Origin of the sequence: Polaromonas jejuensis NBRC 106434, assembly GCF_001598235.1 — a bacterium.
Taxonomy (GTDB): domain Bacteria; phylum Pseudomonadota; class Gammaproteobacteria; order Burkholderiales; family Burkholderiaceae_C; genus Polaromonas; species Polaromonas jejuensis.
Map to the genome: position 1 here is coordinate 85612 of NZ_BCYO01000013.1, position 24399 is coordinate 110010.

Annotated in this window: 13 protein-coding genes; 8 read left to right on the top strand and 5 right to left on the bottom strand. The window is 61.3% G+C overall.

The window, feature by feature from the left end:
- Positions 1 to 7: 7 nt before the first annotated feature.
- Positions 8 to 583 carry an RNA polymerase sigma factor gene (locus tag PJE01S_RS15425; protein WP_068834524.1) on the bottom strand — a complete coding sequence of 192 codons (576 nt, stop codon included), beginning with the start codon at positions 581 to 583 and terminating at the stop codon, positions 8 to 10.
- Positions 584 to 942: 359 nt separating this feature from the next.
- Between PJE01S_RS15425 and PJE01S_RS15430 the strand changes: the two genes are divergently transcribed.
- On the top strand, positions 943 to 1539 hold the full coding sequence (locus PJE01S_RS15430; protein ID WP_068834525.1) for a ferritin-like domain-containing protein: 597 nt from the start codon (positions 943 to 945) through the stop codon (positions 1537 to 1539).
- Between the two features lie 22 nt (positions 1540 to 1561).
- On the top strand, positions 1562 to 1996 hold the full coding sequence (locus PJE01S_RS15435) for a c-type cytochrome (RefSeq protein WP_245660797.1): 435 nt from the start codon (positions 1562 to 1564) through the stop codon (positions 1994 to 1996).
- 89 nt (positions 1997 to 2085) lie between these two features.
- On the opposite strand, the gene PJE01S_RS15440 is transcribed toward PJE01S_RS15435, so the two are convergent.
- A complete protein-coding gene (locus PJE01S_RS15440) occupies positions 2086 to 3600 on the bottom strand; it encodes a DegQ family serine endoprotease (protein WP_068834527.1) in 1515 nt (504 codons plus the stop codon).
- Positions 3601 to 3855: 255 nt separating this feature from the next.
- On the opposite strand from PJE01S_RS15440, the gene PJE01S_RS15445 reads away from it, so the two are divergent.
- The 6 genes from PJE01S_RS15445 to PJE01S_RS15470 all read left to right on the top strand — a co-directional run bounded on the left by PJE01S_RS15445 (position 3856) and on the right by PJE01S_RS15470 (position 20644).
- Entirely contained in the window at positions 3856 to 5997 is a 2142-nt protein-coding gene (locus tag PJE01S_RS15445) for a peptidase domain-containing ABC transporter (RefSeq protein ID WP_068834528.1), read from the top strand.
- The gene (locus PJE01S_RS15450; RefSeq protein ID WP_068834529.1) at positions 5997 to 6983 is read left to right on the top strand and encodes a hypothetical protein; all 987 of its coding nucleotides are present in this window, start codon (positions 5997 to 5999) and stop codon (positions 6981 to 6983) included. Before PJE01S_RS15445 ends, PJE01S_RS15450 begins: the two co-directional genes overlap by 1 nt.
- Positions 6984 to 6986: 3 nt before the next feature.
- Positions 6987 to 7469 carry a GNAT family N-acetyltransferase gene (locus PJE01S_RS15455; RefSeq protein ID WP_068834530.1) on the top strand — a complete coding sequence of 161 codons (483 nt, stop codon included), beginning with the start codon at positions 6987 to 6989 and terminating at the stop codon, positions 7467 to 7469.
- Positions 7470 to 7608: 139 nt separating this feature from the next.
- Positions 7609 to 8496: a hypothetical protein gene (locus PJE01S_RS15460; RefSeq protein ID WP_157090352.1), complete on the top strand. Its 888-nt coding sequence runs from the start codon at positions 7609 to 7611 to the stop codon at positions 8494 to 8496.
- A gap of 8 nt (positions 8497 to 8504) precedes the next feature.
- Complete coding sequence (locus tag PJE01S_RS15465; RefSeq protein WP_068834532.1) at positions 8505 to 19289, top strand: SPM autocatalytic domain-containing protein; 10785 nt, start codon at positions 8505 to 8507, stop codon at positions 19287 to 19289.
- Positions 19290 to 19303: 14 nt separating this feature from the next.
- A complete protein-coding gene (locus PJE01S_RS15470) occupies positions 19304 to 20644 on the top strand; it encodes an HlyD family type I secretion periplasmic adaptor subunit (protein WP_068834533.1) in 1341 nt (446 codons plus the stop codon).
- Between the two features lie 153 nt (positions 20645 to 20797).
- Here the strand turns inward: PJE01S_RS15470 and PJE01S_RS15475 are convergent, their stop codons facing one another.
- The 3 genes from PJE01S_RS15475 to argH form a co-directional block, all read right to left on the bottom strand.
- Entirely contained in the window at positions 20798 to 22138 is a 1341-nt protein-coding gene (locus tag PJE01S_RS15475) for an ATP-binding protein (RefSeq protein ID WP_068834534.1), read from the bottom strand.
- Entirely contained in the window at positions 22138 to 22794 is a 657-nt protein-coding gene (locus PJE01S_RS15480) for a response regulator (RefSeq protein ID WP_068834535.1), read from the bottom strand. The genes PJE01S_RS15475 and PJE01S_RS15480 overlap by 1 nt, the downstream gene beginning before the upstream one ends.
- A 162-nt stretch (positions 22795 to 22956) precedes the next feature.
- Positions 22957 to 24348 carry an argininosuccinate lyase gene (argH, locus tag PJE01S_RS15485; RefSeq protein WP_068834536.1) on the bottom strand — a complete coding sequence of 464 codons (1392 nt, stop codon included), beginning with the start codon at positions 24346 to 24348 and terminating at the stop codon, positions 22957 to 22959.
- Positions 24349 to 24399 lie beyond the last annotated feature (51 nt).

The window sequence follows — 24399 nt, forward strand, 5'->3', positions numbered from 1 at the left end:
GTGGCCCTCATGCAAACCGTGCCATGCACAGGCGCAACTGGTCCAACCCGCGCCGGATCCAGGTCTTGACGGTGCCAAGGGGCAGCTTGAGCTGCTGAGCCAATTCACTGTGGCTCAAATCGCGAATGTAGGCCAGGCTAAGCACCTCGCGCTGGCGGTTTTCCAGCTGATCCAGACACTGATGCAGCGCCCAGGCCTGTTCGCTGGCCTGCGCGGTGTCCATCGGGCAGGGTGAATCACCCTCCAGTGTCTCGGCCAGAGCCTCGTCGATTTCCTGCGTCACATGGCTGCGCTCGGCGGTGCGGCGGCGCAGAAAGTCCAGCCCCCGGCTGCGCACGATCAGGCCCATCCAGGCCATGGGTGGGCTCAGGGACGCACGGTAGCTGCCGCCCGAACGCCAGATGGTGAGAAAGGCTTCCTGCAGCACGTCTTCGGCGCGTTCCCGGTTGCCAACCACGCGAATGGCCAGCCCGAAAAGTTTGGGCGAGCAGCGGTCGTACAGGGCCTTCAGCGCGGCATGGTCCTGCGTGGCCACGCGGTCCAGCAGGGCGATCAACTCGGCGTCAGTGGTTTCAGCGTTCATGGTGGGATTGTCTGTGATTCGCGCGGAAAGAGCAGCAGCAAAGAAGAATCCGGAAATCCCGAATCCGCGCGAAGCAGGCAAGTGCCTGGGCGGTTCCGATTTGCTATCTAATTTATAGCTGCTCGTGAAATGAAGACATGGGCTGGGCGAGGAAAAAATAAAAATCAACCGGTAGCAGCCGGAGTGGCTTGATGCAGTGGATACGCCGCCTGCGGGCTGGCGGATTCACGCATGCCAATGTCCGACCAGGCCGTGGGGACAAACTGAATCCAGTTTGGCTTGAGCTTGCGTATTCAAACCGTCGGACGATTTTTCCGATGCTGGCACTACGCCATCAACCCATCTCAAAGGAGACCGCCATGAAATCAGTTGTTCAAACCCTCACCAGTCCAGCATTTGCCGCTTCACGTCGCACTTTCATGGGGCGCACGGGCACGCTGTCCGCTGTGGCCGTGGCCCTGCTGGCAGGCAAAAGCGCCTTGGCGCAAGGCATGGGTGGCGACATGTCCAAGGACGTCGGCATCCTGAACGTGGCGCTCGGCCTGGAGCATGAAGCCATCAACGCGTACCAGTTGGGGGCCGGCAGCGGCTTGCTGCAAAAGCCGGTGCTTGATATTGCCGTGCAGTTTCAGGGTCATCACAAGTCGCACCGCGACGCATTGATGGCCACCATCCAGAAAATGGGCGGAACGCCGGTGATGGAGAAGAAGCTCGACGAATACGCCAAGGCGCTCAAGGCGGATACGCTGCGTAACCAGGGTGATGTGCTGGATTTGGCTGCCCGCCTGGAACTGGGCGCCACCAATGCCTACCTGGGTGTGATCCCCGCGTTTGGCAGCAAAGACCTGGCCAAGATTGCCGCCCGCCTGGCCGCCGACGAGACCATGCACTACACCTTTTTGACCAATGCGCTGGGACGTCCGTTGCCCGCAGCTGCTTTGTCGTTTGGTGCCTGATGTCCTGGTGAGGCCAAGCCGTATGGCATCTGCCCAAGCCATTGCGATGACCTATGCAACGACTCCCTTGGGGGCCGTCGTCTGGCTGGCCGCCGCGACTGCCGCGCTCTGGGCTGTGCCGGTCCATGTGGCCGCCCAGTCCGTCGAGCGCGGCAAGATGCTTTATGAGGCGCGATGCGGGGCCTGCCACAGCGTGGATGCCAACCGCATTGGCCCGGCGCACCGGGGCGTGCTGGGCCGCAAGGCGGGCAGTGCGCCCGGCTTTGCGTACTCCAGGGCGCTGGCCGGCAGCAAGCTGGTCTGGACCCGCGACAACCTGCTGGCCTGGCTCAAGGATCCCGAGTCAGTGATCCCCGGCCAAGGCATGAATTACAGCCTGGGTGAAGCCAGCGAGCGCGAAGATGTGGTGGCTTATCTGGCAACACTCACCAGCCCCAGGACCGGCGCTGCCCGCTGACGACATTGGCTAAGCGCCTATATGGACGCCGTGCCCAAAAAGGCACGGCGGACTACATCTTCTGGCGTGCTGCCTGAGGCTGTCGGGTGTCAGCCGATGCGAACCGGCACAAAGATCTTGCTGTCGCCGCGCTGGATCAGCAGCGCCACCGATTTCTCCGACTTGGCCACGACCGAGCGGACCTGCTCGACGCTTTTCACCGGAACGCCGTTGATGGAAATCAGCACGTCGCCGGATTGCACGCCGGCCATTGCCGCCGGGCCGCTGGCCTGCTGGACCACGAGGCCGTTGTCCACGCCCACCTGCTGCCTTTCATCGGGCTGAAGCGGACGCAAGGCCAGGCCCAGCTTGCCCTGGTTGGCCGGCTCTTTCCTGCTGGCCACCGGCTCCGATTTGTCATTGGTGTTCGCCAGGCGTGCCGTGAGTTCCTTGGGGGAGCCCTGACGCCAGATGCCCAGTTTGACGGTGTCGCCGGGTGCCGCCAGACCGATCAGTGCCGGCAGGTCGCCCGAAGACACAATAGGCTGGCCGTTGACCTGGCGAATCACGTCGCCCGACTGCAGGCCGGCCTTGTCGGCCGGGCTGCCTTTTTCGACCGCGGAGACCAGGGCACCTTCTGGCTTGTCCAGCTTGAAGGAATCGGCAAAGGCCTGATTCACCTCCTGCACGGCCACGCCCAGCCTGGCATGCTCGACCTTGCCGGTGGCCACAATCTGCTTCTGGATTTTTGCCGCGACGTCAATTGGAATGGCAAACGACACGCCCTGGTAGCCGCCGCTGCGGGTGTAGATCTGCGAGTTGATGCCCACGACCTCGCCACGCGTGTTGAAGAGCGGCCCGCCGGAATTGCCGGGGTTGATCGCCACGTCGGTCTGGATGAAGGGCACGGCGCTGTCGTCGGGCAAGGAGCGGCCCTTGGCACTGACCACGCCGGCGGTCACGGTGTTTTCAAAACCGAAGGGAGAGCCTATCGCCAGCACCCACTCGCCGACCCTGAGGTCGCTGGTTTTTCCCAGGGTGGCCACGGGCAGGTTTTTGGCATCGATGCGCAGCACGGCCACGTCGGTTTTCGGGTCCGCGCCCAGCACCTTGGCGCGGTATTCGCGCCGGTCGGTCAGCTTGACGGTCACTTCCTTCGCATCGCGCACCACGTGGGCATTGGTCAGGATGATGCCGTCGGCGCTGACGATGAAGCCCGAGCCCTGGCCGCGCACGGGCATTTCCTGCTGTGAGTCCCGTCCGCTGCCGGGCCGCTGGCCTTGCTGGAAGCGGCGGAAAAATTCAAGGAAAGGATCGTTGGAAAATGCGCCGTCTTCGTCGTCTCCGCCCTGGGCCAGTGGCGAGTCGTTGGACACCTTGGTCGTGCCGGTCACGCTGATGTTGACGACGGTCGGGCCGTAGCGCTCGGTGATCTGGGCGAAGTCTGGCAATGTCGCAGTCGTGCTGACTGCGCCCGCCGCAGGCTGGCTGGTTGTGGCACCTGGCGCGGCCGCCGTGGCCGTTGCATGCATGGCATTCAGGGCTGTCACCCCGGCACCACCAATGGCACCGGCGGTCAACAGGGCAACAACCAGCGAGGTATTTTTCAAAGCGGCAGATGTCATGGAGCGATTCCTTCGGTAGGAGGCACACAGCGGTGCCGATAGCCACGACTATGAGGACGCAGTCTTAGACGGGGCTTAAAGCGGGCAGGCCTACCTGTTTTCGCATTCACCCCTGTCAGTTCTGACAGGTGCAACTGTTGTGTCGATGCCCTTTTGGGCATTAATTGCATCCGTTTTTAAATGTTTCAAACATATACTTTTGTGACAACAGTTGGGGGCTCACAAGCAAATTTGTGGGTGGAGAAAATAAAGTTAATGCAAGACATTCAGTCGAGGGAGTTGGTCTGGGCGCTAGGTTCGTGCTGCGCATTGCATGGCAAACCGTTTGATCCCGAGCTGCTGCTCAAACAGCATGCGCCGCCGTATTCCGCGGCCACCCTGATCACTGCCTCTCGCTCCCTGGGCTTTCAAACCTGCTTGCTCGAAGCAAGCCCGGCTGAATTGGTCGGCCTCTCAACGACCGCCATCCTCCTGCTCACACCCGCCGAAAACCAGGCCGGCTTAGGCCTGCTGGTCAGTGCCAACGCTGACGCCGTGACGTGGATACCCGGTGGCTCGAACGAACCCCGCATCCAGCCCTTGGCTGAATTCGAAGCGCGCTACAGCGGCCAAGTCCTGCTGTTGCAGCCGCAGGTCGAAGCGGTCAACGACCCCGACCAGCCTAAACAGGGTTCAGCCTCGTTTGGCTTTCGCTGGTTTGTGCCCGAGCTGCTCAAGCACCGCAAGGTCTGGCGCGACGTGCTGTGGGCTTCGCTGGTCTTGCAGCTGCTGGCCCTGGGCCTGCCGCTGTTCACCCAGGTCATCATCGACAAGGTCATCGTTCACCAGACCAAGAGCACCCTGATCGCGATTGCCATTGGCATGACGATCTTCATGATTGCCACGGCCGTCCTCACCTGGGTGCGGCAATATCTGGTGCTGCACACCGGCAACCGGGTCGATGCGGTGCTGGCGGCCGAGGTGTTTGACCATCTCTTCAAATTGCCGCCGCGCTATTTCCAGAACCGCCCCACCGGCGTGGTCGCGGCCCGGTTGCATGGGGTGGAGACGATTCGCGAGTTCATCAGCTCGGTGGCGGTCACATTGATTCTTGACCTGCCCTTCATGCTGATTGCGGTGGCCGTGATGCTTTATTACTCGGTGCCGCTCACGCTGATCGCATTGGGAATTCTGGCCGTCATCGGCATGTTGTCGATGCTGGTCGCCCCGGTATTTCAGGCGCGGTTGAACGAGCAGTTCGTGCTGGGCGCCCGCAATCAGGCGTTTCTGACCGAATACATCGCGGGGTTTGAAACCGTCAAGAGCCTGCAGTTCGAGCCCCAGCTCAAAGCCAAGTACTCAGCTTACCTGGCGACGTATCTGCAGTCAGGCTTCCAAACCAAGCAGATAGGCAACACCTACAACGTGATCGCCTCCACACTGGAGCAACTGATGACCTTGCTCATACTGCTGGTAGGCGCCTGGATCGTGATGAATCCGTCCGCTGAGGCAGCTACCGGCAAAGCAGCGGTCTTCACCATAGGCATGCTGGTGGCCTTCCAGATGTTTGCCGGCAAGCTGAGCCAGCCGATGATGCGCCTGGTCGGGCTGTGGCAGCAGTTCCAGCAAGCCAGCCTAGCCGTGGCCCGGCTGGGCGACCTGATGAACGCGCCCGTGGAGCCGTACAGCCTGACCCCAGGTCGGAAAGGCATCGGGCAAGGCCGCATCGAGATTGAGCGCATTGCCTTCCGTTATGCCGATGACTTGCCTTATCTTTACGAGAACCTGAGCCTGACGATCGAGCCTGGCCGCACCATTGCGCTGATGGGGCCCAGCGGCACCGGCAAGAGCACCCTGGCCAAACTGCTGCAAGGCTTTTACTGGCCGACCAACGGGCAGATCAGACTGGACGGCATCGACATCCGCCACCTCAGCGCCAACGAGCTGCGCGCCACCTTTGGCGTAGTGCCGCAGGAGACGGTGCTGTTCAGCGGCACGATTTACGACAACCTGGCCTTGGCTAACCCGCATGCCAGCTTCGAGCAGGTGGTGCAGGCCTGCCGGATGGCCGAGATTCATTCCACCATCGAAGCCCTGCCGCAGGGCTACCAGACGCAGATCGGCGAGCGGGGTGCGGGTCTGTCTGGCGGGCAGAAGCAGCGACTGGCGATTGCACGCGCGCTGCTCAAGCGGCCCAAGGTGCTGATTTTTGATGAAGCCACCAGCGCGCTGGATGCGGAGACCGCCGAGCATTTTGCCAAAACCATCAATGCGCTCAAGGGCAAGGTGACGATGGTGTTTATTACACACGCGCTGCCTAAAAGCTTGCGCGTCGATTCAGTCATACAGATGGGCAAACACGGAGCCAATGAAATGCAAATGGTGAAAGCGGCAGCAGATGCGGGAGGAGCGCTCTGATGCAGCAGCCCTTCAAGCGTAACTTTCTTCAACATTCCCTGGCGGTCAGTGCCTGGATGTTGCAGCACGAGGCCAAGGGCGGCATCGATCCGCGAAGCCTATCCATGGAAATTCAGCACAACGGCCAGCCTGTGCGGTTTTATCCGCAGTTCGTGGCCGAACAGCAGGGCGGGATTGGCTTTGTTCCGCAATTGCAGCCCGGCGTCAGCGGCTTCGTGGGCTGGTTGCCCTATTTCGGCAAGGGATGGGAAGAGTCCCGAGATAAGTTGGCGTTCAAACGCTTTGCCCAAGCCAGTGGGTTGACAACGCCGGCGTGGAGCCAAAGTCTCGCCACCGTTAAAGGCGCGTTTCTGATCAAGCACCGGCATTCCACGCTCGGACGCGCGCAACGCGGCCCCTTCGCGGCGGCACCTCCGCCAGCCGAGCCGCCGCGCCTGACTTTAACCGAAGGCGAATATTGTGAGCAGTTCGTATTTGGCCGCTTGCTCAAGGCCTGGTACTGGAACGGCGTGCCAAGTGTGGTGGAGGCAACGCCTATGCCCACGATCTGTGGGGATGGAATATCGACCCCCAGGCAGTTGATCACATGGAGGCTGCCGCAAGGTACGCCATGGCCTGAAGTCTTGACCAACCTGATTCAGCTTCAGGGGCAGGGTGCAGACGCTGTTTTGCCAAAAGGCAAAGTCATCGTTGCCGATTACCGTTACCTGTCTGAATTAAACCCTGCCATGACCGTGGACCACAACATCCGCGCTGAAATCGCAGGAACGAGTCTGGAACATCAACTCGTGCAGGCTGGAGCGCTTTGCCTGAACTGTGTACCTGCCGACATAAGGCACAACGTGGCGTTCACCCTGGACGGCATTGTCGACGGCACGGGCCAGGTCCATTTCCTGGAGATGAATTGCAACCCACAGTTGCACCCGGCGTTCTATACCCCAATGCTCGACGTCCTCTTTGCAACAACACCAACAACGAAACACTGAGTTATGCCTATTCGCTTTGCCACCGTGAACGACATACCTGGGCTGGTCGCGCTGGGTAAGCGCATGCACGCCATTACGCGCTTCAAAAGCTTTGTGTACAACGAGGAGCGCGTGGCGCAGGCGCTCAGCGCCGCGATCGAAAAAGGAAATGGGCGATACGTCTGTCTTGTGGCGGAAGACAGCACCCAGCGTCTGGTGGGGGTGTTGCTGGCAGTGCTGGAGCAGCACATCTTTAGCGAGCAACTTGTTGCCAGCGTCATGCACTACGACGTGCTGCCTGAAAGCCGCATGGGTGGTTACGGTGTGCGATTGCTCAAGGCTTTTGAACAATGGGGCAAGAACCGCAAGGTGGTGGAAATCAGCCTGGGCATCAACAGCCTGACCGAGATGGACAGTGTTGGCGGCTTCGTGCGCAAGATGGGGTATGGAAAGGTGGGTGAAAACTTCGTGCTCCGCCTGGAGCCAGGGCTCGCATCGTCACAGTAGTCACCCACCGCAACGCCACTACCGATTTTGCAGATTCATTTTTCAACCAAGAAGGAGACCCCATGTCCAAGCCAGCCACTGCCTACACCGCAACCGCTGCCACGCGCCGCACCGTCTTGGGCCTGAGCCTGCTAGTCGCATGAACCACGCTTTATCAACCGACATGAGGCAAAAAGTGAGCATATCCATACACAGCTGTTTAGTTGGCATATTGTTGTTCTGTGTCACGCTGTGTGCCCAAGCAGACTACCGCGATACCCCGCAGAGCAAGTTGGAAGCGGCGCGCAAGTATGCGGACGATTTTTTGAAGGAAGATGCCCGTCCTGGGCAGCAATTCTTCCAGCGTCAGCCCAAATTTCCGACCTGGAAAGACCAACCCGTGATTGACTGCGGTATGTACGCCGTCATGCGTGCAATTCAAACCCGCGAGCCATACTTTGAGGACAAGAAGCAAAGCGTGGTTGTGGTGCCCGTATGGGTAGAGCTGCTCATGCTGGATGTCGGCGAAGGTACTGGCTACCCGTTCGGGCAGAACGAAGAGGGCGTGGTGCAGTGCAAATTCGAGTATGAGCAATATTCCTTTGCAACTAAGCGGTTTGAAAGGATTCCAGACCTTCTCAAAAAACCCTACCTGCAGACCTTCAAAAACTGGGGTGAACTGGTGCCGCGCACCGAGGGCGTGCGCGATGGCTACATCGCAGTTGACCTCGACAAACGTTATGTGCGCTTCAAATTTCGCGTCAGTGTGGCCCGAGATGCACCCTATCAACTCTATCCTCAGTTTCCTAGACACCATCCTGTAGCGGCATCCGTCCAGCGAACTGCTGCATCTCTTCGAGAAGGGGAGGAGTTGCTTCGCCGAGGCGTGTCCGACAGAGATTCATCAGCTACTGGTGATGCCTTGCAAAAAGACTTGATACGAATGCGTCGACAAGATGACGAACGCCGATGGCGCATAGCCAAACTCCTAGATGCCTTATCGCGCCTGGAATCAATCCATCCCTTCAGTGACCTTCAACTTGAGTAAGGCAAGCCATGGACAAACTTCTCTATAACGCCTATCGCTTCAGTTCTGCCAACTCCGCCCGGATTGAGAACGGCAACGGCAAGAACAATGTCGGAGCCGTCACTTCAGATGGCCGCTACGGGTTTGACTGCTCTGGCTTTGTGAACTACGTCGTCAAGAACAGCGGCTACAAGGTCGATAACTACACCAGCACCGCGCAAACCGTCAAGGCCGATGGCAGCCTGACTACCGAGGGAGCCAAGTGGCAACAAACCATCAACACCGATCAAGCCCGGCAAGGTGACTTGGTCTACTTCCAAGGTCATGTGGGCATCGTCGTGTCTTACGACAACAAAACCGGCGTGGGAATATTCCGCAGCTCCACCAGCAGCTACGGCGTAACCGATGCACCCTTCACTACCGCCCCTCAAAATGGCCTGACCTATTGGGGAACCGGTGGCAAACAGTTTGTTGGATTCACTCGGGTTACCGCTGTTAGTGACAGAGACAAAGACATTTGGCGTTCCTCCACCGACACTTCCACCCCACCCCCACTCGAATCCGCCCCCGCACTTCCCACCACGAGCAACCCCAACCCCAGCGGTTACGCCAGCAGTTGGCTGACCCAAACGGCCTGGATTGAAAGCCGTGGCGCGCCAAAAGCTTACGACGCTCAAAACGGCAACGCGCTTGGAAAGTACCAGATGCTTGAAAAAGGTGGCGCACTGACAGCAACAGGCTATACCGATGCTCAAGGCAACTGGCTTGGCAAAAACGGTATCAACAGCCGTGCAGATTTTCTGGCCAACGGCGCCGAGCAAGAAAGGGCTGCAGGTGCTTACGTTGATGTGCTGCGCGCTGGTCTGATCAAGAACGGTGCAATGGACAGCGTAGGTAAAACCATTGGCGGCCACTTGATCACGGAAGAGGGTTTGCTGGGTGCCGCTTGGCAATACGGTCCCACCGGTGTGAAGCAGCGGTTAGCGCTGTTGGATGACCCTGTGGATTTCGACAACGTGGGAAAACTCGCCTTTCTGTCCCGCTTGGACAGTTTTCGCGGCACCCTTGCGCCAGGAATGGCTGGCGCAAGCGTGGAGGCTCCGACTGGCGGGGTGGCTGGTTCGCGCACAGACCCTGTTGTCAACACCTTTTACCCAGGCACAGGCACCGCAACGCACCACACCGACGGCAGCACCACCTACGAGTACGAGCTCAAAGCCGACAGCTTGGACGGGCGCTACAAAAAAGGCGATCTTGTCAGCATCAGCTACGACAAGGATGAGACCAATGGAACCAATTTTTACATGGAGGCCATTTGGCGCGCCGACGGCACCGTGTATCAGCGTTCGCTAAGCGCCGACAAGACCAAGGAGACCATCGTCGAGTGGAGTAAGGACAACATAAAGACCCGCCAAATCACAAAAGATATTGCCACCGGCGAACCGGTGGGAGAGTTCATCAAGGACGGCCAGCGCTATGACGCCTCTGGCCGTCCCGTTTTGCCAGTCGACTACGCTGGCCCACCACCGGTAAACGTCAATCCCTACACCCTGCTCGACGCAATACCTGCGCCCTTGCCCACTAAAGACAGCAGTGCCCAGCAGGTTGCGATGAACTGGGGTAGCGACAATTTTGGTCCTGCCGATATTGACCTATCTCGACTCTTGCAAGGTACACAGGTAGGTTACCTGCCCGGCGCGCAGATTGACACAGCTTCAAAACTTGAGGCCGAGATGATTGTGCAAGGCTATGAAGTCAGCCGAGATGAAAATGGCATTTATGCCAGCAAAGGCGAGCAGTATTTCGCCTTCACCAGCGAGGCCATGATTTTTCAAAATGGCAGTCAATGGGCTGTGGTGGCGTTCAAACCGAATGGTGAGATGGTTAGCGGCTCGCACCTTGGCGTGAATGGACGCGAAATGCATGTTGACATTGGCGGTGCGGACACAGTCCTGCGGGGGCATTTGTCAGGCGATGAGGATGACCTTGGCGACGACGAGTCGGATGCTTTCGTGATTGACCAAGTTATTTCCATCAACGGCCTGGACCTCCCCCCGGATACCTACGCCATTGACCCCCAAGACCTGGAGGCTTACGGGTTCACCTTCAGCAACATAGTCAATGGCACTCTGCCTGCAAGCTCTACCGGGCTTATCGAGGGCCTGAACCCCGGAAGCGTCGCCGCCAGTGGTTGGAGCCCTCCCCAAGTCATGGTCACTGACCTCGCCAACGGCGGCAGCCAGCACACCCTCGAACTTGGCAACGGCCTGACCCTGATTACCTTGCGCGACTCGGACCGCAGAGCCATCCAGGTTACCGAGATACAAGCCAAGAGCAGCTTCGAATCCACCGCCAACCTGTATCAAGTCAACGGCGATGGCACGCGCACCCTGCTGACCACCACAGAAAGACTAAGCGCCAGTGATGGTTCGTTCACCGCGCTTGAAATCGACCGTAGCACGCAAGCCGTCAGAAAAATCACCGGCGACGTTGACGGCAATACAACGTCCGTGGTGGTGCAGCAGCCGGTCAACGCGTTTGCCACCGCCGCGCAAACTGCCGTTGACTTGATCCAGTTCGGCCAACTGCTGGCCACCAACGCCCCCGGTGCCATCAAGCTCGCCAACGGTGCCGTGCTGCTCAACAAGCTGTCCACCCAAAACGGCCAGCCGCTGTTCAGCGCCGGCACCGGCCAGGTGCTGGGCGGCATTGTCAGCCTGTACAGCCTGTCCAACGCCTGGAAATACGGCGATGGCCTGGCCAAGACCAGCGCCACCCTCAACAGCCTGAACTTCGTCAACCAGACCCTGATCTCCAACGGGCTGGGCAGCACAGCCCTCAATACCACCCTCAACGGTACCGGGCTGCTCAACGGCACCCCCGGCGTCTTGCCCGCCCTGGGCCTCATCAGCGCCATCAAGGCCGAAGACCCCATCGGCATGGCCCAAAGCGCCATAGCCTTGTTTAACCCCGCGTTGTTGTATAGCGCCGGGGCGGTGACCCCTTTGGGCTGGGTACTCATAGGCGCGAGCATTCTCCAGTCCCTCTTCAGCGACGACAGCCCGCCCGACGCCTGGGGCGTGGCCAACGTGACCTTCGGCCCCGGCATCACCAACTACCTGAGTCAGGTCAACGCCACCGGCGAAAACTTCGGCCCCGAGCGCGTGCGCGGCCAGCTGCAGGGCACGCTGGATGCGCTGAACGGCATCATCAACCAGGCCAACAGCAGCAACCCCGACAGCACCCAGCACCTGGGCCTGATCCCGCAGCGCCTGCCATCCTTGAACTACCGGGCCGCAGAGTTCGCCGACAAGGGCTACAGCGTCACCGACATCGATGCGTTGACAGGTGCCCAGCGCGCGCCCTTCCTGCGCTTTGACGACCAGGGCCGGCTGTTCGGCGCTTTGCCCGAGCAGATGACACCCGAAGTACGCGCCATGCTCTACCTGGATGGGGCCAGCAACGTGCCCGCGCTCACGGCCTACATGCTCAACAGCGCGCTGGACCGGCAAGCCATCGCCCCGATGTGGGAGGTCAAGACCGCCAGGATGCAGCAGGAAGCCGGTGACCCCAATGCCGGCCTGACCGAAGAAGAGCGTGCCGCCAAGGCCGGCCATGCCGCCCCGCTGGATGCGGCTTATGCCGCCGCCCACACCAACGACCCCCAAGCCAGGAACAAGCGCCAGGGCCACTTCATGGCCGTGGGACTGGACTTGAATGGCGATGGCAGGATCGAGACCCGCAGCATCGCCCAGAACGCCGCCGCAGGAACCGACATCAGCTTCGACTGGGATGGCCAGGGCTACCAGAAGAAAACCGGCTGGATAGGCGCGCAAGACGGCTTTCTGATGCTGGACCACAACTTCAACCAGAGCGCGGACAATGCCAAGGAACTGCTGTCCAACCCGCTGATCGCCGATGCCGGTAAGGGCCTGCGCACCCTGGCGGCCTATGACGCCAACGGCGACGGCCGGATTGACCAGAATGACCCGGTGTACCAGCAGCTCAAGGTCTGGCAGGACCTGAACCAGGACGGCAACAACACCCAGGTGATTACCGTCGGCAGCGTGCAGGCCCTGGCGCAGGATGAAACGGGCGGGCAGAAGGAACTCAAAAGCCTGCAGGAAGCCGGCATCAGCGCCATCGACTACGGCAATGGGCGCTATGAGTTCAATAGCGCCTCCAGTGCTAACGGTGTGGGCTACGGGCAGATCGCAACCCAGACACTGGAGGCCGAGAGCGAAGGCACGCGCTACACGCCGGTGGGTGCGGGCATCCAGATAGAGTTGAGCAATGGCACGCCGCAGATCGTCATCACCCAGGTGCTCAGCGAGCAGGCCGTCTACCAGGGCCTGCAGATCGCTGCCAGTGGTGAGACGATTGGCGTGCCGGGCGCCGAACTGTATGAAGACGGCCTGCCCTACGGCTACAACCCCAATACCCAAGGCGGTCAGCGGGAGATCGTTATCAGCGCGGCGCAACTGCTGGCCAACGATACCTGGGCCGGCATGGCTGGCGTGGGTGCGGGACTCGCCATCACCCATGTGCGCGCCGGCGCCCACACCAGCGTGAGCCTGCGCGCGGACGGCGACATCAGTCTACGGCTGGAGTCCAATTACCACGGTGCGGCGGAGTTCTTCTACACCGTGGTGGTGCCGGGCCAGCAGGCTGTGGTTGCACCCCAGGAGGCGCGCGTGACGCTGGACATCACCGCGGTCAACGACGCGCCGGTGGTCACCAATAGTTTCTCCCCCGAGCGGGCAATCTATGGTTATTTTCCGCTGGGTTACCAGTATGTGGAGGGCACTGGCTGGGGAGAAAACTCCTCGGAAATCCAGCGCAGCGGTGCGGTTCGCGGCGGGGCGCGGTATGAGCCCTATGTCGAGCTCATTCCACCGGTTCCCATCTATGAGCGAATACTGCGATGGTCTGGCGAGGATCAATACTACGAGAATGTAATAATCGGCTACACGCAAGAGCAGTACGTCCCGCACTACGAGGTCATTGCTACCGACAAGCCCAATACCGGCCGGGTGATTGCGAGCGATCCCGATGGCGGCTCGTTCACTTACCAGTTGCTGGGCCAGCCCCTGTACGGCACGGCGAGCCTGGACGGCGCCGGTAACTGGAGCTACACCGGCAGAAGGCCCGAGGGCTACCTGGTCCCAGATGTGAATGGCGACGGCGCTCAAGACTTACTCATCTACGGGACTGTTGTCTCGGTCGGGGACGCACCTCTTTACGGCTATCCCAACATAGACTCCAACAGGTACGCACCGGATGAGCGCACGTTCCTCGACTACTTCAGCGTTCGGGTCTATGACAATACCGACCCAACTGGACAGACGTTCAAGGATGTCGAGATCGCCGCGACTCACTATGGCCCGCCACCGCATCCGACCATCGCCGACTCTGGGGGTGGCAAGAAACCGATCGCGATCGATCTGGACGGCAATGGCTTTCACTTCACCGATGTGGACGACTCCAACGTCTTCTTCGACGTCAACGGCGACGGCTGGAAACGCCGCATGGCCTGGACCTCACCCGGCGACGGCTTGCTGGCCTTCGACAAGGACGGTGACGGCAAGATCACGAGCTTCGACGAGATCAGCTTCGTGCCCTACGCGCCCGATCAGCAGACCGACCTGGCGGCGCTGAAAGCAGCGTTCGATACCAACCATGACGGGGTGTTCAACACCAATGACGAAAAATGGACCAGCTTCGGCGTCTGGCAGGACGCCAATTCCAACGGCCTGACCGACGCGGGCGAGTTCAAGACGCTGAGCGACATGGGGATCACCGGCATCAACCTGAGTAATGATGGTCAATTCCGTGTGATTGATGCTCAAACCGTGCATGGCCTGGGCATGGCCAGCAAGGCCGATGGTGGCACGCTGGCGGTGGCGGATGTGACCCTGCGTTACAAAAATGAGACCCTGGTGACCACGGTCAACCCGGACGGTTCGACCACCACCAGCACGGCGAGCGTTCCCACCTACGTCAAAGGCCAGGAATTCATCGGCACGCCGGATAAGGACCTGGTTTTCGGCACGCAAGGCAGCGACCATTTCGTGATGCTTGAAGGCGACGACGTGATCGTTGACGATGGCGGCAACGACGCGGTTGAAGCGGGCGACGGCAACGACCTCATCTATACCGGCAAAGACAACGACATCGTTGTGGCAGGGGCTGGCAACGACACGGTATTTGCCGGTGCCGGCAACGACCTGGTGTTCGGTGATGGCGAGAACGAAGCTGGCGATGACCTCATCATGATGGAAGACGGTAACGACGTCGCCTTTGGCGGCGCGGGCAACGACTTCGTCAGTGGCGGCTTGGGTAACGATGTGCTCAGCGGCAACGCCGGCGACGATAAGCTGTTCGGCGAGGACGGCTGGGATGCCTTGTTCGGCCAGAAAGGTGACGATGAACTGTGGGGTGGAGTCGGCAATGATCTGCTGGACGGTGGAGCGGGAAATGACTTGTTGCTCGGTGGGGCCGGAGACGACACCATGGAGGGGGGTACAGGCGATGACACTTACGAAGTGGATTCGGCCGGCGATGTTGTGATCGAAGTGGCTGGTGAAGGCTTGGACACGGTGAATGCCTCTATCAGCTACACGCTGGCCGATACGCTGGAAAACCTCATCCTCGCAGGCCAAGGCAATCTCAGTGGAATGGGCAATGCGGCCGACAACGTACTGGTTGGCAACGACGGCAACAACACCCTGACAGGCATGGGCGGCAACGACGTGCTCGATGGTGGCCTGGGGGCCGACCTCATGTACGGCGGAACAGGCGACGACACTTATGTGATTGACCATGCGGGTGATCAGATCGTTGAGGCTGCCGGTGAAGGCACGGACACCGTGCGCAGTCGCATCAGTACGACGCTGACGGCCAACACGGAAAACCTGACTTTGGTCGGCATCAACGCCATTAACGGTACGGGCAACGATCTGGGCAACGTGTTGGTTGGCAATATCGCTGCCAACGTACTCGACGGTGGCGCGGGCGCGGACGTGATGCGCGGCGGCCGCGGCAACGATCTCTACATCGTCGACGATGTTGGCGATATGGTGATGGAAAACGCGGGTGAAGGCACCGATACCGTCCATGCATCGGTGAGCTACACGCTGTCAGCGAATGTCGAAAATCTGACGCTGACCGGCAATGCCATCGCGGCCAGCGGTAATGAGCTGGCCAACATCCTGCAAGGCAACGCCCAAGCCAACGTGCTGGACGGCGCGGCGGGTGCCGACGTCATGATGGGTAACGCCGGCGACGACACCTATCATGTCGATCAGGTTGGTGATGCCGTGATTGAAGCCGCTGGCGAAGGCATTGACACCGTGGTTTCGACCATCGATTACACCCTCGGTACCCATCTGGAGAACCTGACCCTGGCCGGCAATGCCGTGAACGCCACGGGCAACAGCCTGAACAATGTGCTGATCGGTAACGCCCGGGCCAACTGGCTGGATGGGGCGGCCGGCGCGGACCAGATGGCCGGCTCGGCAGGCGACGACACCTACGTCATCGACGATGTGGGCGACGGCGTGGTGGAGTTGGCCGACGAGGGCAGCGATACGGTGCTGGCCAGCGTGAGCTACTCATTAACCGCCAATGTCGAAAACCTCACCCTGACCGGCTCGGCAGACACCCATGCCACTGGCAACGATCTCGACAACGTGATCACCGGCAACAGCGGTGCCAACAGGATCGACGGCGGCACAGGTGCCGATCAATTGAGCGGCGGTGCCGGCAACGACATTTACGTGGTCGATAACGCGGCCGACAGCGTGGTGGAACTCGCCGACGAGGGCATCGACACCGTGCTCTCCAGCGTGAGCTACAACCTGAGCGCCAATGTGGAAAACCTCACCCTGACTGGGGCAGCCGACATCAGCGCCACCGGCAATGAGCTGGACAACACGCTGCTGGGCAACGCTGGCGCCAATGCACTGGACGGTGCCACGGGCGCCGATGTGATGGCAGGCGGCGCAGGCGATGACACCTATGTGGTGGACAACGCTGGCGACACCGTCGTCGAGGCAAGCGATGAAGGCATGGACACGGTGCTCGCCAGCGTGAGCTACAGCCTGAGCACCAACGTGGAGAACCTGACGCTAATGGGCGTGGCCGACATCGATGCCATCGGCAATGATTTGGCCAACGCCTTGACCGGCAATATCGGCGCCAACACCCTGGACGGTGCGGCTGGTGCCGATGCGATGGCTGGTGGTGCGGGCGACGACACCTACGTGGTGGATAACGTGCTCGATACGGTGACGGAGCAAGCCGGCGAGGGCGTTGATACCGTGCTGTCCTCGGTGAGCTATACCCTCTCAAGCAACGTCGAGAACCTGACCCTGACCGGTGCGGCTGACATTGACGCCACCGGCAACGCGCTCAACAACATGCTGACGGGCAATGGCGGCAACAACTTGCTCGATGGCAGCCTAGGTGCCGATGCCATGGCCGGCGCTGCGGGCGACGACACCTATGTGGTCGACGATGGCGGTGACATGGTGACCGAGTGGTTAGCCGCGGGCATGGACACCGTGCTGGCCGGCATCAACTACGTGCTGCCGCAGCATGTGGAGAACCTGCGCCTGACGGGCAACGCCATCACGGCAACCGGCAACGCGCTGGACAACCAATTGTATGGCAACGCTCTCGACAACCTGATCGACGGTGATGCCGGTGCTGATCAGCTGGTTGGTGCCGCAGGTAATGACACCTATGTGGTGGACAACGCCGGCGACACCGTGGTCGAACTGGCCGCAGAAGGCAAAGACACCGTCCTGGCCGGTGTCAGCTATGGCCTGTCGGACAACGTCGAAAACCTCGCGCTGACCGGCGCCGCCGATCTGGCCGCCACCGGCAATACCCTGAACAACGTCATTCTGGGCAATACCGGCAACAATCTGATCGATGGTGGCATGGGTGCCGATGTGATGGCCGGTGGTGTGGGTAATGATCGCTACATCGTCGATGACGTACTCGACATCGTCACCGAGGCGGCCGCCGAGGGCGTGGACACTATCGAAGCCAGCGTTAGCTATACCCTGAGCAGCCAGGTCGAGAACCTGGCGCTGACCGGCGCAGCGGTTCAAGGTACAGGTAATGACCTCGACAACCGTTTGACCGGCAACGCGCAAGACAACCTGCTCGATGGCGCCATCGGCGCCGATGCCATGGCGGGAGGTGCCGGCAACGACACCTATGTCGTGGACAACACCGCCGACACGGTTGAAGAGCTTGCAGGCGAAGGCAAGGACACCGTCCTGTCCAGTGTCAGCTACACCCTGTCGGCCAATGTCGAGAACCTGACGCTGACGGGTAGCGCTGACATCAGCGCCATCGGCAACGAATTGGACAACATATTGACCGGCAATGCCGGCAATAACGCTTTGGCGGGTGGAACCGGCAACGACACCTACGTCTACACCGTGGGCGGCGGGCTCGACACCATTCTTGACACCAGCGGCGTCGATACCGTGAGCTTCGGCCCGGGCCTCACCCTGGAGAACGTGGCTTTGCGCATTGCCACAGTCAACGGCCAGAAGGTCGCCCAGATCCGCGTGCTCGATGCCACCGGCAACGAGATCGCCGACCAGGGCATTGACTACGTGATGCCCATCGATGCACAGGGCCGCCTTGGTTCGCCGCTGGAGAACTTTGTGTTCGCCGACGGCAGCAGTTACGGCTGGGGTGACCTGCTGATCCAGTCGACCTCGCTGACTGGCACCAACGGGGCCGATCTACTGATTGGTGGGCGCAATGACGACTCTATGTTCGGTCGCAACGACCGGGATGTGCTGTATGGAGGTTCGGGCCATGACCAGCTGTTTGGCGAGAATGGCGACGACATCCTGTTTGGTGGCGGTGGCAGCGACAAGCTGTACGGCGGCAGTGGCGACGACGAGCTGCACGGCGAGGCTGGTAACGATCTGCTCGATGGTGGTAACGGCAAGGACCTGCTGATCGACCTGTGGGGCAACAACACCTTCTACGCCGGCAACGACGACGACACCATCATGGCTGGTGCAGGCAACGACACCATCTATGCCGACAACGGCAGTGACCTTGTCCAGACCGGCGCTGGCTCCGACGTCATCGTCAGCGGCAACGAGAATGATTTGGTCGATGCTGGCACCGGTGACGACAACATTGGCACCGGCAACAGCGACGACTGGATTGTCGCCGGCAAGGGCAATGATGTGATCGACGGTGGCAATGGCCGCAACCTCTACGCCTTCAACCGCGGCGACGGGGCCGACACCCTCAATAACAGCGGCAACGGCAGGGACACCATCAGCCTGGGCGGCAGCATCCGCTACGCCGACCTGAGCCTGGCCAAGGCCGGCAACGACCTGGTGCTCAACGTCGGCCAGGGCGACAGCATGACCATCAAGAACTGGTACCTGGGCAACAACGCGAAGAACGTCGACAAGCTGCAAGTCGTCACCGTCGGCGGTGACTACGATGCCAATTCCGCCGATAAGACCCGTAACAAGCAGGTCGAGGTGTTCGACTTCGCCAAGCTGGTGCAGAAGTTCGATGCGGCGCGTACGGCCAACACGGCCAACGCCAACGGCTGGGCCGCCATGAACAGCCTGCTCGACGCGCACCTGCAAGGCAGCAACACGGCGGCGCTGGGCGGCGACTTGAGTTACCAGTACGCCACGGCGGGTCGCCTGTCGGGCATCGGCCTGGGCGCCGCGCAGTCCAGCCTCGCCGCCGGCACCGACTGGCAAAACCTGAAGAGCCGCAGCCAGCTCGCGCAGGGCAGCGTCAGGCTGATGTGATGAAAGGCCGTTGAATGCGAGTGTTTGCGACCGAGACTGCCGACTTCACGCCGGACCTGTTGACGATCCAGGAGCAGCCGCCCTCGCGGCTGCCCCGTACCGTCGGCCATGTCACGGTGGGCCTGTTCGGCGTGCTGCTGGCCTGGGCGACCTTCGGCAAGCTGGACATCATTGCCGGCGCCGAAGGTCGGCTGGTGCCGCGCAACTACAGCCGCGTGCTGCAGCCCGCCGAAGCCGGTATCGTGCGCGAGGTGCTGGTGCGCGATGGCGACGAAGTCAGGGCCGGCCAGGTGCTGATGCGCATGGACGCCACGACCGCCAGTGCCGACATGGGTACGCTCAAGGCCGATGCGGCGCTGAAAGCCCTGAGCCTGCGCCGTATCGACGCCGAACTGCGCGGCCAGCCGCTGCTGGTCGACGCCCGCGATCCTACTGAAGTGGCCACCCAGGTGCTGGCGCAATACCGGGCCAGACGCCAGAGTTACCTGGACGCGCTGGCGCAGGAGCAGGCCACGCTGGATCGCGCCCAGCATGACCTGATCGCCGCACGCCAGCAACTGGCCAAGCTGCAAGCCACGGTACCGCTGTACCAGCAATCCGCCGGTTCCTACGAAAAGCTGGTCAAGGAAGGTTTCGTCTCGGAACTCGGCGCCAACGACAAGATCCGCGAGAGGATAGAGAAGGAGCAGGAGCTCAAGACCCAGGAAGCCAACATGAGCGCCATGACCTCTGCGGTGGAACAGTCACGCAAGAAACTCGCGCAGATCAAGTCGGGCTATGAAAGCCAGCTGCTCAACGAGCGGGTTGAGTTGCAGAGCCAGCAGCAACGTACTGATGGCGAGCTGCAAAAGCAGGTTTACAAGTCTGGCCTGCTGGCGCTCAAGGCGACGGAAGACGGCACGGTCAAAGACATGGCGACTTACAGTCCGGGCGCAGTGGTGCAACCGGGGGCTGCGCTGCTCAAACTGGTTCCCAGGAACGAGCCTCTGTATGCCGAGGTGGCGATTCACAATGAGGATGTGGGCTTTGTGGCGCCGGGCCAGAGCGTCAAGATCAAGCTCCAGGCCTACCCGTTCCAGAAGTACGGCATGCTCGAAGGCAAAGTGGAACTGATCAGTGCCGACTCGTCGGCGAACGATCCGCAAAAAGCCACGGCCCTGGGGCAAAGTCCGCAAAGCTACAAGGCACTCGTCAAACTGGCGAGCCAGGAATTGCAGGCCTCCAATGGCGAGGTGCTAAAACTTTCGCCGGGCATGGTGGTTCAGGTAGAAATTCATCAAGGACAGCGCACGGTGTTGGAGTATCTGTTGTCGCCGGTGCAGAAGGTGGCCCAGGAAGCGGGTCGGGAGCGTTAGTCCGCACACTGTCCCGTCCGGTTCTATTTGCACTGAATGGCTGAAAATGTCTTCGCGCATGGGTCATGTTTTCTACACGGCACACCGCCGCGAGCCTGGCCCGCAAATTTCTTGTTGTCGATCCTGTGAACGCGGTGATGGCGGAGCGGGAGTTCACCTTGCAGATGAAAACCGCAGTTCCACCTTCAGCCCGCCCAGGCGGTCGGACCGGTCCAGCGCAATCGCTGCGCCATGCCGCTGGGCGATGACTTTGACGATGGCCAGCCCCAGGCCGCTGCCGGGCTCCAGCGCGACATCGCTGGCGCGAAAGAAGCGGTCAAACACGCGCGGGCGATCGTCGGGTGCGATGCCCGGCCCGCTGTCTTCTACTGCCAGCACCGCCTGGCCTGCGTGTAATTGAAGGAACACGTCCACCCGGCCAGTCTCGGGCGTGTACTTGATCGCGTTGTCCAGCAGGTTGCGCAGCAAGATGCGCAAGGCCTCAACCTGGCCACTGACCTGCACGGGCTCTAGCAGCTGCTTGTCGGCCAGGCCCAGGTCAATCTGCTTGTGCCTCGCAAAGGGCAAAACGTCCGCAATGGCCAGCTTGACGACCTTTTGTAAATCGACCGGCTCGGCGGTGCCTGATGTCTGTCCCGTGCTGGCTTCCTCGCTTGCCAGCACCAGCAACTGCTCCACCAGCCGGATGGTGCGGTCTATGCCCTGGTTCAGCCGGGTGATGCCGGCTTCGCGCGCAGCGGGGTCTTCGTCGGATCGGCGCAGGGCCTGTGCCTGAAGCTTCAGCGCCGTCAGCGGCGAGCGCAGTTCGTGCGCGGCATCAGCGACGAAATTCTTTTGCGCATCGAAAGCGCTGCGCACCCGGCCGAACAGCAGGTTGAGTTCATCGACCAGCGGGCGGACCTCGTCGGGCAGGCCCTCATCGGCCAGCGGGGAAAAGTCTTCCGCGCCGCGCTGCGCCACCTGGCGGCGCGCGCGCTCTATGGGGGCCAGCGAGCGGCTGATCACCCACCAGACCGCCAGCATCAGCAGGGGTGTGAGCAAGGCAAAGGGCAGCACGGCCCGGATGGCCAGTACGCGGGCCCGCGCTGCACGGGCATCGAGATCTTGTGCAATCTGGACTGTTTGAAAAGCCGTTTGCAGGGTGTAGACCCGGTAACGGTTGCCATTGGCTTCCACATCGGAAAAGCCCAGCACCGCACGCGGCGGCAGCGCAGAACGGGTGGAGCGAAATAGCTGGGTGCCGTCTTGTCCCCATATTTGCACATAGAGATCAAAGCCGCTGTCGGCGTCGCTTTCCGCCAGCAGCGACCCCAGCGGAACGCCGCCGCGCAGTGAGCGTGCCATCTGCTGCAAATGCTCGTCGAACAGCGCGTCGGCCTGTTGTACGGCGCCGCGGTAGGTGGTAATGGCTTGCGCCAGCGCAGCCAGAAAAATGGCCACCAGCACAAACCAGAGTAGCCGCCTGCGCAGGGAGTGTGATGTTGACCCCTTCATTATTTAGGCACCACATACCCCAGTCCGCGCACCGTCTGGATCAGGTCGTTGCCGAGTTTTTTGCGCACGCCGTGGATATAGACCTCCACCGCATTGCTGCTGACGTCGTCTTTCCAGCTGAACAGTTTTTCTTCGAGCTGGGCCCGTGAGAGCACCACGCCGGGGCGGGCCAGCAGGGCCTCGAGCACGGCCCACTCGCGGGCCGACAGCGACACCGCCTGGCCATGGACCGTGGCTTCGTGCGTGGCCGGGTTGAGGCTGACGCCCTTGTGTTCGAACACCGGTTCGGCCCGTCCGGCGCTGCGGCGCAGCAAGGCGCGTATGCGGGCCAGCAGCTCATCGGTGTCATAGGGTTTGACCACATAGTCGTCGGCGCCGGCGTCCAGGCCGGCGATGCGGTCTTCTACCGCATCGCGTGCCGTGGCCACAAGAACCGGTGTCGTGTTGCGCCGGGCGCGCAGCGCGCGCAATACCTCCAGGCCATTGCGCCGGGGCAGGCCGAGGTCGAGCAGCACCAGGTCGTACTGTTCACTGCGCAGCGCTTCGTCCGCCAGGCTGCCGTCCCTGACCCAGTCCACGGCATAGTGCTCGGTGCGCAGCACATGCAGAACTGACTCACCGATCATGGCATCGTCTTCAACCAGCAGTAAACGCATCGTGAGGTCCTTGAAGCTGCACAGTATGCAAGTGGCAGCTTAGGCGAGGCTTAAATGGCTCCCACGCTTGTTGCTTCGCGAGCCTTCGGCGTTGCGCTGCCCCTTTCATCATAAAAGGGGGCTAATTTTCCTTGGGGCGGCCCTGCGGAAAATTGTGCCCCCCTATGCGAGCCGGGCGCGGTGTCGCGCAATCTGGGCGCGCACCTGCGCGGGCGCCGTGCCGCCCAGGATATTGCGCGCATGGAGCGAGCCGCGCAGGCTGAGCACGTCGTACACGTCTTTCTCGATGGTCGGGTTGAACTGCTGCAGCACCGCCAGCGGCAGTTCCGACAAGTCCACCTCATGCGAGACGGCGGCCTTGACCGCATGCGCCACGGTTTCATGGGCATCGCGGAAGGGCAGGCCTTTTTTCACCAGGTAGTCGGCCAGGTCGGTGGCGGTGGCATAACCCTTGAGGGCGGCGCGCTCCATGGCCTCGGGTTTCACGGTGATGCCGCCGGCCATGTCGGCGAAGATGCGCAGCGTGTCCTTGAGCGTGTCGACGGTGTCGAACAGCGGCTCCTTGTCTTCCTGGTTGTCCTTGTTGTAGGCCAGCGGCTGGCCCTTCATCAGGGTGATCAGGCCCATCAGGTGGCCGACCACGCGGCCGGTCTTGCCACGCGCCAGTTCCGGCACGTCGGGGTTTTTCTTCTGCGGCATGATGGAGCTGCCCGTGGTGAAACGGTCGGCCACCTGGATGAAGCCGAAGTTCTGGCTCATCCACAAAATCAGTTCCTCGCTGAAACGGCTGATGTGCACCATGCACAGGCTGGCGGCGGCGCTGAATTCAATGGCGAAGTCGCGGTCGCTGACCGCGTCGATGCTGTTCTGGCAGACGCCATCCATGCCCAGGGTTTTGGCCACGCGCTCGCGGTCCAGCGGGTAGCTGGTGCCGGCCAGGGCCGCGGCGCCCAGCGGCAGGCGGTTCACGCGGCGGCGCACGTCGGCCATGCGTTCGGCATCGCGGCTGAACATTTCGACATAGGCCAGCATGTGGTGGCCAAAGCTGACCGGCTGCGCCACCTGCAGGTGGGTGAAACCGGGCAGTATGACCTCGACGTTCTTCTCGGCGATATCCACCAGCGCCTTTTGCAGGTCGGTGAGCAGGCCGCTGATCAGGTCAATCTCGCCGCGCAGCCACAGGCGCACATCGGTGGCGACCTGGTCGTTGCGGCTGCGGCCGGTGTGCAGGCGCTTGCCGGCATCGCCCACCAGCTGGGTCAGGCGCGCCTCGATGTTGAGGTGCACGTCTTCGAGGTCCAGCTTCCATTCGAAGGCGCCGGATTCGATTTCGGTGGTGATTTTTGCCATGCCTTCCTGGATGGCCGCGTGGTCAGCCGGTGCGATGATTTTTTGCGCCGCCAGCATCTCCGCATGGGCCAGCGAGCCGGCGATGTCGGCCTGCCACAGGCGCTTGTCAAAAAACACGCTGGAGGTGTAGCGTTTGACCAGGTCGCTCACGGGTTCGGAGAACAGGGCAGACCAGGCTTGGGATTTCTTGTCGAATTGGTTCACGTCAGGCTTTCTTGGGGCAGTCACGGATCGGGGCGATGCAAGCCCCAGGCG